The organism is uncultured Nisaea sp., assembly GCF_963974195.1.
Taxonomy (GTDB): Bacteria; Pseudomonadota; Alphaproteobacteria; order Thalassobaculales; family Thalassobaculaceae; genus Nisaea.
In genome coordinates this window covers 16176-28600 of the sequence record NZ_CAXBDC010000060.1, presented here as the reverse complement: position 1 = coordinate 28600, position 12425 = coordinate 16176, and the positions used below count along the sequence as shown (strand labels likewise).

10 protein-coding genes and 1 pseudogene are annotated in these 12425 nt (G+C 63.3%); 5 read left to right on the top strand and 6 right to left on the bottom strand.

Annotated elements, in window-relative coordinates; all coding sequences use genetic code 11:
• The 3 genes and pseudogenes from AAC126_RS13935 to AAC126_RS13925 all read left to right on the top strand — a co-directional run.
• Positions 1-530: pseudogene (locus tag AAC126_RS13935) on the top strand (hypothetical protein); the annotation flags it as partial.
• Positions 531-621: 91 nt separating this feature from the next.
• Entirely contained in the window at positions 622-1344 is a 723-nt protein-coding gene (locus AAC126_RS13930) for a SprT family zinc-dependent metalloprotease (protein WP_339854301.1), read from the top strand.
• Between the two features lie 88 nt (positions 1345-1432).
• On the top strand, positions 1433-2356 hold the full coding sequence (locus AAC126_RS13925) for an endonuclease/exonuclease/phosphatase family protein (protein WP_339854299.1): 924 nt from the start codon (positions 1433-1435) through the stop codon (positions 2354-2356).
• Between the two features lie 12 nt (positions 2357-2368).
• Here AAC126_RS13925 and AAC126_RS13920 read toward each other — a convergent pair whose 3' ends face one another.
• Positions 2369-4402, bottom strand: coding sequence for a PBP1A family penicillin-binding protein (locus AAC126_RS13920; RefSeq protein ID WP_339854297.1), 2034 nt, complete (start codon positions 4400-4402; stop codon positions 2369-2371).
• Positions 4403-4735: 333 nt separating this feature from the next.
• Between AAC126_RS13920 and AAC126_RS13915 the strand changes: the two genes are divergently transcribed.
• Positions 4736-6118 carry a tetratricopeptide repeat protein gene (locus AAC126_RS13915; RefSeq protein WP_339854296.1) on the top strand — a complete coding sequence of 461 codons (1383 nt, stop codon included), beginning with the start codon at positions 4736-4738 and terminating at the stop codon, positions 6116-6118.
• Between the two features lie 9 nt (positions 6119-6127).
• On the opposite strand, the gene AAC126_RS13910 is transcribed toward AAC126_RS13915, so the two are convergent.
• Both AAC126_RS13910 and AAC126_RS13905 read right to left on the bottom strand, forming a co-directional pair.
• On the bottom strand, positions 6128-6670 hold the full coding sequence (locus tag AAC126_RS13910) for a rhodanese family protein (RefSeq protein ID WP_339854295.1): 543 nt from the start codon (positions 6668-6670) through the stop codon (positions 6128-6130).
• Between the two features lie 22 nt (positions 6671-6692).
• The gene (locus AAC126_RS13905) at positions 6693-7025 is read right to left on the bottom strand and encodes a metalloregulator ArsR/SmtB family transcription factor (RefSeq protein WP_339854294.1); all 333 of its coding nucleotides are present in this window, start codon (positions 7023-7025) and stop codon (positions 6693-6695) included.
• Positions 7026-7119: 94 nt separating this feature from the next.
• Here AAC126_RS13905 and AAC126_RS13900 point away from each other — a divergent pair, with 94 nt between their 5' ends.
• The gene (locus AAC126_RS13900) at positions 7120-7989 is read left to right on the top strand and encodes an MBL fold metallo-hydrolase (protein ID WP_339854293.1); all 870 of its coding nucleotides are present in this window, start codon (positions 7120-7122) and stop codon (positions 7987-7989) included.
• A 21-nt stretch (positions 7990-8010) separates the two neighbouring features.
• Here the strand turns inward: AAC126_RS13900 and AAC126_RS13895 are convergent, their stop codons facing one another.
• From AAC126_RS13895 to recF, 3 genes are all read right to left on the bottom strand, one after another.
• Complete coding sequence (locus AAC126_RS13895) at positions 8011-8631, bottom strand: hypothetical protein (protein WP_339854291.1); 621 nt, start codon at positions 8629-8631, stop codon at positions 8011-8013.
• A gap of 123 nt (positions 8632-8754) precedes the next feature.
• The gene (gene gyrB, locus AAC126_RS13890; protein ID WP_339854289.1) at positions 8755-11205 is read right to left on the bottom strand and encodes a DNA topoisomerase (ATP-hydrolyzing) subunit B; all 2451 of its coding nucleotides are present in this window, start codon (positions 11203-11205) and stop codon (positions 8755-8757) included.
• Between the two features lie 24 nt (positions 11206-11229).
• On the bottom strand, positions 11230-12420 hold the full coding sequence (recF, locus tag AAC126_RS13885; RefSeq protein ID WP_339854288.1) for a DNA replication/repair protein RecF: 1191 nt from the start codon (positions 12418-12420) through the stop codon (positions 11230-11232).
• Positions 12421-12425 lie beyond the last annotated feature (5 nt).

Here is a 12425-nt window from a genome sequence, read left to right as displayed (position 1 = left end):
GCATCTTCGGCATGCTCTTCGCCTACCAGACCGGCTCCCCCTACATCCTGATGGTGGAACTCGGCTATTCACCCCAGGCCTATGGATTGCTGATCCTGTTCAATGTCGCGGGGTTCCTGACCGGCAACATCATCACGAACCGGTTCGGCCGCCGGATCGGGATCTACAACATGGTCCGGATCGGCAGCGTCGTCAGCCTGATCGCGGGCTTCGCCATGTTCATCCCGGCCCAGCTCGGCTATGTCTCCGCCGCCGCGATCATCGGCCCGAGCATGCTGCTCCTCGTCGCCCTCGGCATCACCGTGCCGAGCTCCATGGCGGGCGCCCTGCAACACTTCCCGCATATCGCCGGTGTCGCCTCCGCCCTGCTTGGCTTCCTGCAGATGGGCACCGGGGCCGTCGGCTCCTTCATCATCAGTACCCTGCAGAACAGCCATCCCCTGGTGATGCCGGACCTGTTCGCGGTGGCCGGTGTGCTCGGCGTGGTTTCGGTGATGCTGATCCCGCGCCCGGGTGCCTCGAAGGATTGACGCACCGCATTGACCCGGCAGCCCCCTGACGGCACTAATATCTGGTAGTTTATATTTTTAGAACCACTAGACCTTGGCAAAAGCTGCGCCCATGAAGGCTTCAGGCCCGCTGATCGTGAGAGGACGTGACGGCGCCGACATCGAAGTGCCGGTGCGGATATCTCCGCGCGCCCGGCGGCTGTCGCTGAAGGTCGACCCGGCCCGCGGGGCACCGGAGCTGGTGTTGCCGCCCGGTGTTTCCTTGTCACAGGCGGAAAGCTTCGTCGCCCGGAACGTCGTCTGGCTGGAAAACCGGCTGGCCCGCCTGCCGGACGCCATCCCCTTTGCCGACGGCACCATTATCCCCCTGCTCGGAATCGATCATCTGATCCGCCATGCCCCGGAGTTGCGGGGCGCGGTTCGCCGCAGGGAAAGCCCTGATGATGGCATGCCGCTCCTGGAAGTGTCCGGCGGCGCCGACCATCTGGCCCGGCGGCTGACGGACTGGCTGAAACGGGAAGCCCGGCGCGAGCTTTCGGAACGTGCCCGCTTCCATGCGGAGCAGCTTGGCCGAAAGCCGATGCGGATTTCCGTGCGCGACACGCGCAGCCGCTGGGGAAGCTGCTCCTCCACCGGCGCGCTGTCCTTTTCCTGGCGGCTGATCCTGGCGCCGGAACATGTGCTGGATTACGTCTGCGCCCATGAAGCCGCCCATCTGATCGAAATGAACCATTCCGGCCGGTTCTGGGCGCTCTGCGACGGGCTGGTCGAGAATATGGACATGTCCCGCGCCTGGCTGAAACGGCACGGCTCCGCGCTGCATCGCTACGGCTGAGACCTTTCCATCACGCGACCATGATCCGGTCAAATTTCCCGGCGACAGTCCCCGCATACGCAACGACTGTCTCCTGGGCACGCTTCATATGAATTCTCTCCGGCGCTTTGCACTTTTCTGTTCCTGGGCCATTGCCGCAGCCCTGATCGCCGGTCAGTTCGGCGCCTTTCATCCTGCGGCGGACAGTTTTTCCCATCTGCGCCTGCATCTGGTGGTGCTTGCCCTGCCCTTCCTGCTCCTGCTGCTGATCACCCGGTCCTGGATCAATGGCTTTCTCCTGGCGATTGTTATCACCGTCAGCATCGGCTCGCTCGGCCAGCTTTTCGGCGGCACCGCGCTTGCCCATGCGGAGGCCGGCGAGGATGGCAGGCTCCGGATCATCTCGCTCAACCTCAACCACAACAATGCCGACGCGGGCCGGGTGGCCGCCTATATCGAGGAGATGCGGCCCGACGTGGTCACCCTGCAGGAAGCCGCGGTCGAGTCCCCGCGCGTGACGAAGCGGCTGAAGGAAGCCTACCCGCATCAGGTCATCTGCCGGTATCGGGGCGAGGTCGGGATTGCAGTGTTGTCGCGCACGCCCTTTTCCGGAACCGGCTGCATGAACGATTACCGGCTTGCCTGGGCGACCGTTTCCAAAGACGGGAAGAACACGACGGTCGCCTCGCTGCATCTGCGCTGGCCATATCCGTTGCCCCAGGCCGAACAGATCGACGCGTTGAGCGGCGTCTGGGATCAGCTCGACACGCCGCTGGTCATCACCGGTGATTTCAATGCCGTGCCATGGAGCCATGCCGTGCAGAAGGTCGCCGCCCAGTCGGGCACGCGGGTGGTGCCTGGCCTGCGCCGCTCCTTCACCTGGGGGGATAACTGGCTTGGCGACCTGATGGCGCTGCCGATCGATCATGCCCTGATCTCGCCCACGCTGAAGGTCGGCGGTGCCGCCCTCGGCCCGCATGTCAGCTCGGACCATCTGCCCCTGATCGTGGATATTGAAACGGGTGCTCTTTAGGCCGCGTCAGGGCTAATTGGCGTTCAGGGCCAGCGACCGGGGCGGGCCGTCTTCCGCTTTCGACATGAAGGCGGCCCAGATTTCAGCGGGCAGGGAGCCGCCGGTCACACCATCCATGGCGGAGGCGTCGTCCCTGCCGATCCAGACCCCGGCGACCAGATCCGCCGTGAAGCCGATGAACCAGGCATCGCGGAAATCCTGGGAGGTTCCGGTCTTGCCCGCCGCGGGCCGTCCGATCCGGGCCTTGCGGCCGGTGCCATCCTCCACCACCGCCTGCAGCATGGTGTTCAATGCCGCGACCGTGCGCGTCTCCACGACCTGCGAGGCAGGCCGGGCGTCATGCGCGTAAATCGCCCCTTCGGCGGAGGTCTGGATACGCTCGACCGCATAGGGCGAAACAAAGCGGCCATGATTGGCGAAGGCCGCATAGGCCGCCGTCATTTCCAGCAGCGTGACTTCTCCCGCACCGAGCGCGAGGCTCGGCCGGTCCGGCAGATTGGCCGTCACGCCAAGCCGGCGCGCCACCGACAGCGCCCGGCGCCGGCCGATTGCCTCGGAGAGATTGACCGTCGCCGCATTGAGCGAATGCGCCAGTGCGTCCTCGAGCGTGACCTCACCGCGATACCGGCCATCGAAATTGCGCGGCGTCCAGCCATTCAGCGCAACCGCTGTATCGGGCAATCTGGTCGAGGGTGTGTAGCCCGCCTCGAGCGCGGCCAGATAGACGAAAGGCTTGAAGGCGGAACCCGGCTGACGCAGCGCCTGGGTGGCACGGTTGAACTGGGAGACGGCATAGTCCCGCCCGCCGATCATCGCCCGGACGGCACCGTCCGGTGACATCACGACCATGGCAATCTGCCGGGCACCCCTCTTGGCACCGCGTTTCATACCCTCGCTGACGGCCTGCTCCGCGATCTGTTGCAGCCGCCGGTCAAGGGTCGTGCGGATTGTCCGGTCGCCGCCGCCGGGACCGGCATAGCCGTTCGCCCGCTCCCGCGCCCAGTCGGCGAAATAACGATGGTTCCGGCTGACCCCCGCCGCGCCCCGGATAGCGGAGGGCCGGGCGGCGATCCGCTCCGCCTCTTCCCCGGTGAGATAGCCCGCATCGGCCATGTTCAGCAGCACCTGCCGTGTCCGCCCCCTGGAAAGTTCGGGGTCGACCGCCGGATTGTAGCGTGACGGCGCTTTCAGCAGGCCGACCAGCATGGCGGACTGGTACGCCGTCAGATCCTCTACCGGGCGGCGGAAATATTTCCGGGCCGCCGCATCCACCCCGTAGGCACCGGCGCCGAAATAGACCCGGTTGAGATAGATCGCCAGGATCTCCTGCTTGCTGAAACGATACTCCAGCCAGAAGGCCAGCAGCAGTTCCTGGATCTTCCGGGAATAGGACCGGTCCGCGCTGAGAAAGACATTCTTGGCGAGCTGCTGGGTCAGCGTACTGCCGCCCTGCACCGTCCGCCCCGCCTTCAGATTGACGACGGCCGCGCGCAGGATCGAAATCGGATCGATACCGAAATGAGAGAAGAACCGCCGGTCCTCCGTCGCGACCAGCGCATTGATCAGCGGGTCCGGAAGATTGGCGGCGGTGACCGGCCGACCATGCAGTGCCCCGTAGGAGACGAACATGGCCCCATCCCGGTCGAGCAGCCGGGTCGCGCCCGCCCGCTCATACCGGTCGAGATCGGTGATGTCCGGCAAGTGATAGGCATGATAGGCGAGCACCCCGCCCACCAGCACGAAAGCCCAGATCGCCGCGACGAAACCGTACTTGATAAGCCCCGCGACAATACCGGTACGCTTGCGCACCACGGCGGATTTACGGCGGCGGGATGCGGCCGGCTTGCGGGAGGTCGGAGGTTTGCGGGATCCGGCACCGGCTTTCCTGCCGCCAGTCTTGCCACCAGCCTTCTGGGCGGCGGTCGTTTTTGTCGCCGCTTTGGCCGCTGGCGTGCGCGCAGCATCCTTCTTCGCGGCGGTCTTGCGCGCGCCGGAGGAGGAGCGGCGCGTCGTCGCCGCGGGCTTTTTTGCCGGAGTCCGTGCCATCAGGAACCGTACCCAAAGTTTGATCTTAGGATTAACTCATAAGCATTTGATTTAGGCAAATAATTTTAACTCTCTTAATATATTGGATTAACTTTAAAATTCTCGTCATTTTTGATGCGCATAAAATAAAAATCCATTAAAAACATGCATTTAGTATATTTTCTTAAATATAAATCTAATTTTCAACACTATCTTCATAAATATGATCAAAAATACAGCGCAAGAGCTTGTTTTCATTACGCCTCTCGACCCGATCACGCGCTCTCGCATTGTTCGTGATCGGAGAGGCGCGTAGCTATGCGACAGTAAGAATTCACCGGCCGGAGATCCGCCATGACCATCACGGACTGCAGGGACCTCGCCGTCTCGAATGCCGACAGCGCCCTCGTCGCGGCATTGGAAAACGCCCATGAGATGTTCCTGACCTATTCCGGCGATCCGCTCGGCGAGATCACCGAGGTGCTCGATGCCGCGCCGGATTTCGTCATGGGACAGATCTTCAGGGCGGCCCTGCTGACGCAGGCGATGGAAACCCGGATCTATCCGGAGCTTGTCAGCACGCTGAAGACCGCCGAAGCGCTGGCGCCGCGCGCCAATGAACGGGAGCGCCGTCATATCGGGGCCATCCGGGCCTGGGCCGATGGCGATTTCCACGGCGCGGTCGACCTCTGGGACGCCCTGTTGGTGCAGTTCCCGCGCGACCTGCTGGCCTTGCAGCTCGCCCATCTCTCCGACGTGCTGCTTGGCGATACGGACAACCAGCGGGACCGGGTGGCCCGCATACTCCATGCCTGGGACGAAAGCGTGCCGGGCTACGGCTATGTGCTCGGCCTCTATGCCTTCGGGCTGGAAGAGAACCGGGATTTCGACATCGCCGAGGAATGCGGCCGCCGCGCCGTGGCCATGAACCCGAAGGATGCCTACGCCATTCACGCGGTCGGCCATGTGATGGAAAGCCAGGGCCGCCAGTCCGGCGGCATCAACTGGATGCAGTCACGCCAGCAGGACTGGGCCTATGGCAATTTCGCCAGTCATCTCTGGTGGCATCTCTCGCTCTATCATCTCGACCTGGCCCAGAACGATCAGGTGCTCGATATCTATGACCGCTGCCTGCGCAGTATGGATTCCAGCGGCGACAAGTACGAGGAACTGGACGCAGCGGCGCTGCTCTGGCGGCTTGAGCTGCTCGGCGTCGATGTCGGCGATCGCTGGAAGACGCTGGCGGACAAGTGGGAGCCGAGCGCGACGGACACGCTCTACGCCTTCAATGACGTGCACGCGATGATGACCTTTGTCGCCGATGGCCGCTGGGAGGTGGCGGAGCAGGTGCTGAATGCGCATGAGCGCTATACCACCGCCGCCAACGATGCGAACGCGGCCATGACCCGGACGGTCGGCCAGCCTTTCTGCAAGGCTCTGAAGGCCTTTGCGGAAGAAAAATATGGAGAGGCTGTCGATATCCTGCTGCCCATCCGTTACCGGACCCGCTATCTCGGCGGCAGCCACGCCCAGCGCGACATTATCGGCATGACCCTACTGGAAGCCGCCCTCAGAGGCGGGCGGAACGATCTCGCACTGGCACTGGCTTCCGAGCGCACCGCGCTGAAGCCGACGAGCCCGATGAACTGGCGCTTCGCCGCCCGGGCGCATCGCGGTCTCGGCGACCATACACGGGCGACGGAGGCAGAAGCCCGGGCCATCGCCCTGCACGGATAGGCGCTACACTCAGGCGGATGCCTGTTTGTTCCAGGGCATATGGCCCAGCAACCGGGCAAGGCCGCACCAGCCGGTCACCCCGGCCATCAGCAGGCCCGCGCCGACAAAAGCCGGGATCAGGGCATAGACCGGATCGGCCAGATAGCCCGCAAGCCCGCCGGCACAGGCCAGCGATCCGGCAATGATTTGCACCTGCCGCATGATTTCCAGCGGCGCTTTCCTGTTCCGCGTGACCGGCAGGCCCGCATCCTTCCAGCCCTCAATGCCACCTTCCAGGAAAGCAGCGGAGGCAAATCCGGCTTCCGCAAAAAGCGGGGCATTGATCATGGTCCGGTTGCCGGAACGGCAATGGAGCAGGACGGCTTTATTGCGATAGGGGGCAAGATCTGCGGACTTCCAGGCGGACAGCGGAATAGCAACAGATCCCGCGATCCATTCCCGCGCCCGCTCGTCCGGCTCGCGAATATCGATCAGCACAAGCTTTCCGCCTTCGATCCGCGGCGCGGCGCTCTGGGCATCGATGCCCGGGAGTTCCTGGTGATTTGTCTGCATGGCTTTTCCTTCCTTCGACCGTCTATTCGGCCGCAACGCCCGCCTCTTCAGGCGGACAGAAATGCTTCTGTAGAACGGCAAGCAGATCGCTGACCGGCCCCGGTGTCAGCGCGTAATACCGACTGCGTCCCTCGGCCCGGGCCGCGACCAGTTTCTCCTCCGCCATGCGGGCCAGATGCTGGGACAGGGCGGGCTGCGAGAGGTTGAGCCGGGCCGCGAGATCATTCACCGTCAGCTCCCCCGCTTCCGCCAGATGACACAGCACCATGAGCCGGTTCTTGTTCGCGGCGGCCATCAGGAAGTCCGCGACCTCCGATGCCTTCCGTTCCATGACCTCAAGGGGGAGCCCCGCCATTCACAAATCCCGAATCATCCTGTTTACATATATAAGATATTGCTTATATATTAAATCGCAGAAGGAGAAACAAGCCTTTTCCGGGAGAAACGCCGTGAACAACCTGACGAAACCTCTGGTCGAAGGTTTTTTCGACACGCGGACATCGACCATCACCTATGTCGCCAGCTGTCCGGACACACAGCAGGCCGTCATCATCGATGCCGTGCTCGATTTCGACGCCGCCTCGGGCCGGACCTTCACCGAGAGCGCGGACAAGGTATTGGCCTATGTCCGGGAGAAGGATCTGCATGTGGCCTGGCTGCTCGAAACCCATGCCCATGCGGACCATCTTTCCGGCGCGCCCTATATGCGCCGCGAACTTGAGGTCGGCATCGCCATCGGCTCGCACATCAAGGATGTCCGGGACGTTTTCAAACCGGTCTTCAATCTGCAGAATCTGAGCGAGGAGCCGAACGAGTTCCAGCATCTCTGGCAGGATGGCGAGAGCTTCAGGATAGGCAATCTGGACTGCGAGGTGATGCACACACCCGGCCACACGCCGGCCTGCCTGACCTACCGGATCGGGGATGCGCTGTTTGTCGGCGACACGATCTTCATGCCGGACTTCGGCAGTGCCCGCTGCGATTTTCCAGGTGGCGATGCCCGCACCCTGTACCACTCGGTCCAGCGCATTCTGTCACAACCGGACAATTACCGGATTTTCGTCGGGCACGATTACCAGCCGGGCGGCCGCGAGATTGCCTTCGAGACAAGTGTCGCGGAGGAAAAGGCCCGGAGCATCCATTTCAAGGACGGTGCCGACGAGGAGAGCTTCGTCTCCATGCGCGAGGCCCGGGACAAGACCCTCGACATGCCGAAGCTGATCCTGCCCGCCATCCAGGTCAATGTCCGTGCCGGACAATTGCCGGAGCCGGAAGAGAACGGCGTGCGGTATCTGAAATTGCCGCTCAACCAGTTCTGAGGCGGCTCCAGGAACGGCCGGTCAGAGCCCGAGGGCTATCCGGCGGCGTTCATATTCGGCCTGGTCGATCTCGCCACGCAGAAATGCATCCATCAGAAATTTCAGGCCGCCGGTCCCTTGAGCGGTGGCAGCGGGCTTTTCCTGAACTGGCGTGGAATCTGGCTGCACGGTCATGGCGACGGGCACGATGGCGGGTGACGGCTCTTCCCAGGCGGTCTCGGGCGTCTCGACCGGATTTCCGTCCTCGTCGAAATTCGCTTCGTATGCCTCTTTCGCGGCTTCCGAGCTCAAAGCCACCTGGATTGTACAGTTTTTCTGCCGCGCGAGTTCGCCGAGCATGTCGTTTCGGGAATCCAGGGCGGCCATTTCCTTGCCCGCGGCGTCCTTGAAATCCAGCGCCGCCAGAGCAGGCCAGAACAACAGGAGACCAACCGCCCCGACCATGATGTTGCGCCCGGTCCTGTCATTGTCCTCGCCGACCAGAACCCGCATCGAGGCGTTGTTTCGGCCAACCTCCCGATCAAGCTCCAGACAGCTCATCTGCTGGTCCAGCGCATTGGACGTCGAGACCGGGATCGGCTCACGGCCCGCACAGGCCGCGAGACTCAGCGCAAGACAGAAAACCACACCGCGTTTAATCATGCCGCACTCCCCCAAGCACAACGAGACCGCCTTGAAAGAGTCGTCTGGCACCCAGAATAATGAGCGATTACAAAGATGTAATCGCTCATTAAGACTCAACGGAACATATAAGAAGCCAAATGGCTAGATATCCAGGTTAGCCACCTTCAGTGCGTTTTCCTGAATGAACAGCCGGCGCGGTTCGACCACGTCGCCCATCAGCGTCGAGAAGATTTCCTGCGCCTCGTCCAGATGGTCGACCCGGACCTGCAACAGGGTGCGCTGGTTGACGTCGAGCGTGGTTTCCCAGAGCTGATCCGGGTTCATCTCGCCGAGACCTTTATACCGGTTCACGGTGAGACCCTTGCGGCCGCTTTCCTGGATCGCCTCGATCAGGGCGATCGGGCCATGGATCGGCCGTTCCGCGTCTTTCATCAGCAGCGTTGCTTCCGTGCCGAACGTCGCCGACAGCTCTTCGGCGAGGCCGGTCAGACGGCGGGCTTCCGGCGTCCGGACCTGTATCTGATCGATCCGGTACCGCTCGGTCACGCCGCGCAGGGTGCGCTCGAACACCAGTTCGATATTGTCGGCGTCGAAATGACCGGTCCAGCCGCGCTCGATATCCTCGGAAAGCGCGTCGAGCCGTTCGGCAATGCTGGTTGCCGTCTTGGTCGCCCGCTCCGGGTCGGCAAGCAGCTCCGGGCTCAATGCACCGGCAATCGCGCATTGCTCGACCACGAAGGCAGAGCCGATACGGCGGACCAGCGGTTCGATCAGGGTCTTGGCATCGCGCGCCTGTTCGGCCATCCGCTCAAGATCCGGGCCGAACATCTGGGTGCCGTCGGCAAGCTTCAGGGTCACCCCGTCAATGCCGTTGCTGATCAGATAGGCTTCCAGCTCCCGGTCGTCCTTCAGATAGGTCTCCGAGCTGCCCTTCTTGGCCCGGTAAAGCGGCGGCTGGGCGATATAGAGATGGCCGCGTTCCACCAGCTCCGGCATCTGCCGGAAGAAGAAGGTGAGCAGCAAAGTCCGGATGTGACTGCCGTCCACGTCGGCGTCAGTCATGATGATGATCTTGTGATAGCGCAGCTTGTCGGCGTTGAATTCCTCCGAGCCGATGCTGGTGCCGAGGGCGGCGATGATGGTGCCGATTTCCTGGCTGGACAGCATCTTGTCGAAGCGGGCCCGCTCCACATTCAGGATCTTGCCTCGGAGCGGCAGGATGGCCTGGGTCTTCCGGTCCCGCGCCTGTTTGGCGGAACCGCCGGCGCTGTCACCCTCAACCAGGAAGACTTCGCAGAGCGACGGATCGCGCTCCTGGCAGTCGGCCAGCTTGCCCGGCAGGTTGGCGATATCGAGCGCCCCCTTGCGGCGGGTCAGCTCACGCGCCTTGCGGGCAGCTTCGCGGGCCGCGGCGGCTTCGTATGCCTTGGAAACGATCTTCTTGCCGTCCTGCGGATGCTCCTCGAACCATTGCTGCAAACGCTCGCCAAGGATCGACTCGACCACCGGCCGGACCTCGGAGGAGACCAGCTTGTCCTTGGTCTGGGAGGAGAATTTCGGATCCGGAACCTTCACGGACAGCACGCAGGTCAGACCCTCGCGGGCATCGTCGCCGCTGAGCTGGGTCTTTTCCTTCTTCGCGATCCCGCTTTCCTGCGCATAGGCATTGATGGTCCGGGTCATGGCGCCGCGGAAACCGGCTAGGTGCGTGCCGCCATCGCGCTGCGGGATGTTGTTGGTGAAGCAGAGCGTGTTCTCGTGATAGCTGTCGGTCCATTGCATGGCGACTTCGACGGTGATCCCGTCGCGCTCGCCGGTAACCACGATCGAGTCATGCAGGGGCTGGTGATTGCGGTCGAGATAATCGACAAACGCCTTCAGGCCGCCTTCATAGAACAGGTCGACGGCGACTTCCTCCGCCTCGCGCTTGTCGCTCAGCAGGACATGCACGCCGGAATTCAGGAAGGCGAGTTCGCGCAGCCGGTGCTCCAGGGTCTTGAAGTCGAACACTGTCTTGGTGAAGGTCTCGGTCGAGGGCAGGAACGTGATCTCCGTGCCCTTCTTGCCGTTCGCCGGACCGACCACAACCAGCGGTCCCTCGGCTTCGCCATGGCGGAAGCGGATCAGGTATTCCTTGTCGTTTCGCCAGATCCGGAGTTCGAGAACTTCGGACAATGCGTTCACGACCGAAACACCGACCCCGTGCAGACCGCCGGAGACCTTGTAGGAATTCTGGTCGAACTTACCGCCGGCATGGAGCTGGGTCATGATGACCTCGGCGGCGGAAACCCCTTCCTCGGAATGGATATCCACCGGAATGCCGCGCCCGTTATCGGTAATCGTCGCCGATCCGTCCGCGTTCAGGGTGACCGTCACCAGATCGCAATGCCCGGCCAGCGCCTCGTCGATGGCGTTGTCCACCACCTCGTAGACCATGTGGTGCAGGCCCGAGCCGTCGTCGGTGTCACCGATATACATGCCCGGCCGCTTCCGGACCGCATCAAGGCCGCGCAGGACCTTGATCGACTCGGCGCCATATTCAGCGTCTTCGCTGGTCACGCCGTTTTCTTCCGGAAGATCATCTTGTGCCATGTCGGCTCCTAGTCCTTCAGGTGATCAATCGGCCCGTACTTCGCCGTCTTCAACGGCAAAGAACTGGCCTGCGCCCTCAAGGGACGCGAACAGCGCCCGGTCGGTGCCGGTCATCCAGACCTGCCCGCCAAGCGCGAGGAGAATATCGTAAAGCGCAGCCCGGCGGCCGCTGTCGAGATGGGCAGCCACCTCGTCCAGCAACAGCACGGGAACCGCGCCGGTTTCATACGCGCCCAGCCTTGCATGGCCGAGCACAATGGCAATCAGCAGCGCTTTCTGCTCCCCCGTGGAGCAATGCGGCGCCATCATGCCCTTGGTCATATGCCTGACCTCGAGGTCGCTGCGATGCGGGCCAGGAACAGCCGCCGGCTCGCTGCCGTCGAGGCGCCGGGCCTTTTCCAGCCGCGCCTTCAGCTCATCCTCGACCGCAAGCGCCGGCCGCGTGGCAATCTCCGTTTCGACATATCCGTCGAGGCTGAGCTCGGCTCCCGGAAAGGGGCCCGAGCCCGCCGCCGTCACCGTATTCAGCCGCGCCACAAGTCCCGCCCGGGCGGCGGCGATGGCAACCGCCTTTTCAGCGATGGATTCTTCAAGCGCCGCGAACCAGGCACGGTCCCGTGTGCCGTTCCGCAGCAGCCGCGCCCGTTCGCGCAGCGCGTGAGTATAGGCATTCACCCGCGTCGCATGGTCCGGATCAAAGGCATAGACCAGCCGGTCCAGAAAGCGCCGCCGGTTCGAGGAGCCCTCGATGAACAATCGGTCCATCTGCGGTGTCAGCCAGGAAACCGCCAGATGCTCGGCCAGCACGGTCTGGCTCTTCGCCGGCACGCCGTCGATCCGCACCAGACGTTTCTCGCCGCCGTCGCGGCCGGTGCCCTCGGGGCCCGGATCGCGGCCGGTGCCGATCTGCACGGACCCGATCATGCCGCCAACCTCGGCCGAAACGGCCCAGGCGGCATTGCTTCCATCGGCAGCGGCCCGCCCAACCTCGGAAATCCTGGCCCGGCGCAGGCCGCGCCCGGGGGTCAGGAAAGAAACCGCTTCAAGCAAATTGGTCTTGCCGGCGCCATTCGGCCCGGTCAGCACGATCGCCGAAGACGAAACATCCATCCGGGCCGCGCCATAATTGCGAAACGCGGTCACGGACAGACGGCTGACGCGCGGCGAGACCCGTCCGGTGCTGGTCGGCACCGGTGCGGGCGTCGTTCGGGACATGTCCG

What these genes read in the sequence shown, in the direction of transcription:
- AAC126_RS13915 (WP_339854296.1), top strand. Translation starts at nt 4,736, where the DNA reads ATGACCATCACGGACTGCAGGGACCTCGCCGTCTCGAATGCCGACAGC.
- AAC126_RS13895 (WP_339854291.1), bottom strand. Translation starts at nt 8,631, where the DNA reads ATGATTAAACGCGGTGTGGTTTTCTGTCTTGCGCTGAGTCTCGCGGCC.
- AAC126_RS13925 (WP_339854299.1), top strand. Translation starts at nt 1,433, where the DNA reads ATGAATTCTCTCCGGCGCTTTGCACTTTTCTGTTCCTGGGCCATTGCC.
- AAC126_RS13910 (WP_339854295.1), bottom strand. Translation starts at nt 6,670, where the DNA reads ATGCAGACAAATCACCAGGAACTCCCGGGCATCGATGCCCAGAGCGCC.
- AAC126_RS13905 (WP_339854294.1), bottom strand. Translation starts at nt 7,025, where the DNA reads ATGGCGGGGCTCCCCCTTGAGGTCATGGAACGGAAGGCATCGGAGGTC.
- AAC126_RS13920 (WP_339854297.1), bottom strand. Translation starts at nt 4,402, where the DNA reads ATGGCACGGACTCCGGCAAAAAAGCCCGCGGCGACGACGCGCCGCTCC.
- recF (WP_339854288.1), bottom strand. Translation starts at nt 12,420, where the DNA reads ATGTCCCGAACGACGCCCGCACCGGTGCCGACCAGCACCGGACGGGTC.
- AAC126_RS13930 (WP_339854301.1), top strand. Translation starts at nt 622, where the DNA reads ATGAAGGCTTCAGGCCCGCTGATCGTGAGAGGACGTGACGGCGCCGAC.
- gyrB (WP_339854289.1), bottom strand. Translation starts at nt 11,205, where the DNA reads ATGGCACAAGATGATCTTCCGGAAGAAAACGGCGTGACCAGCGAAGAC.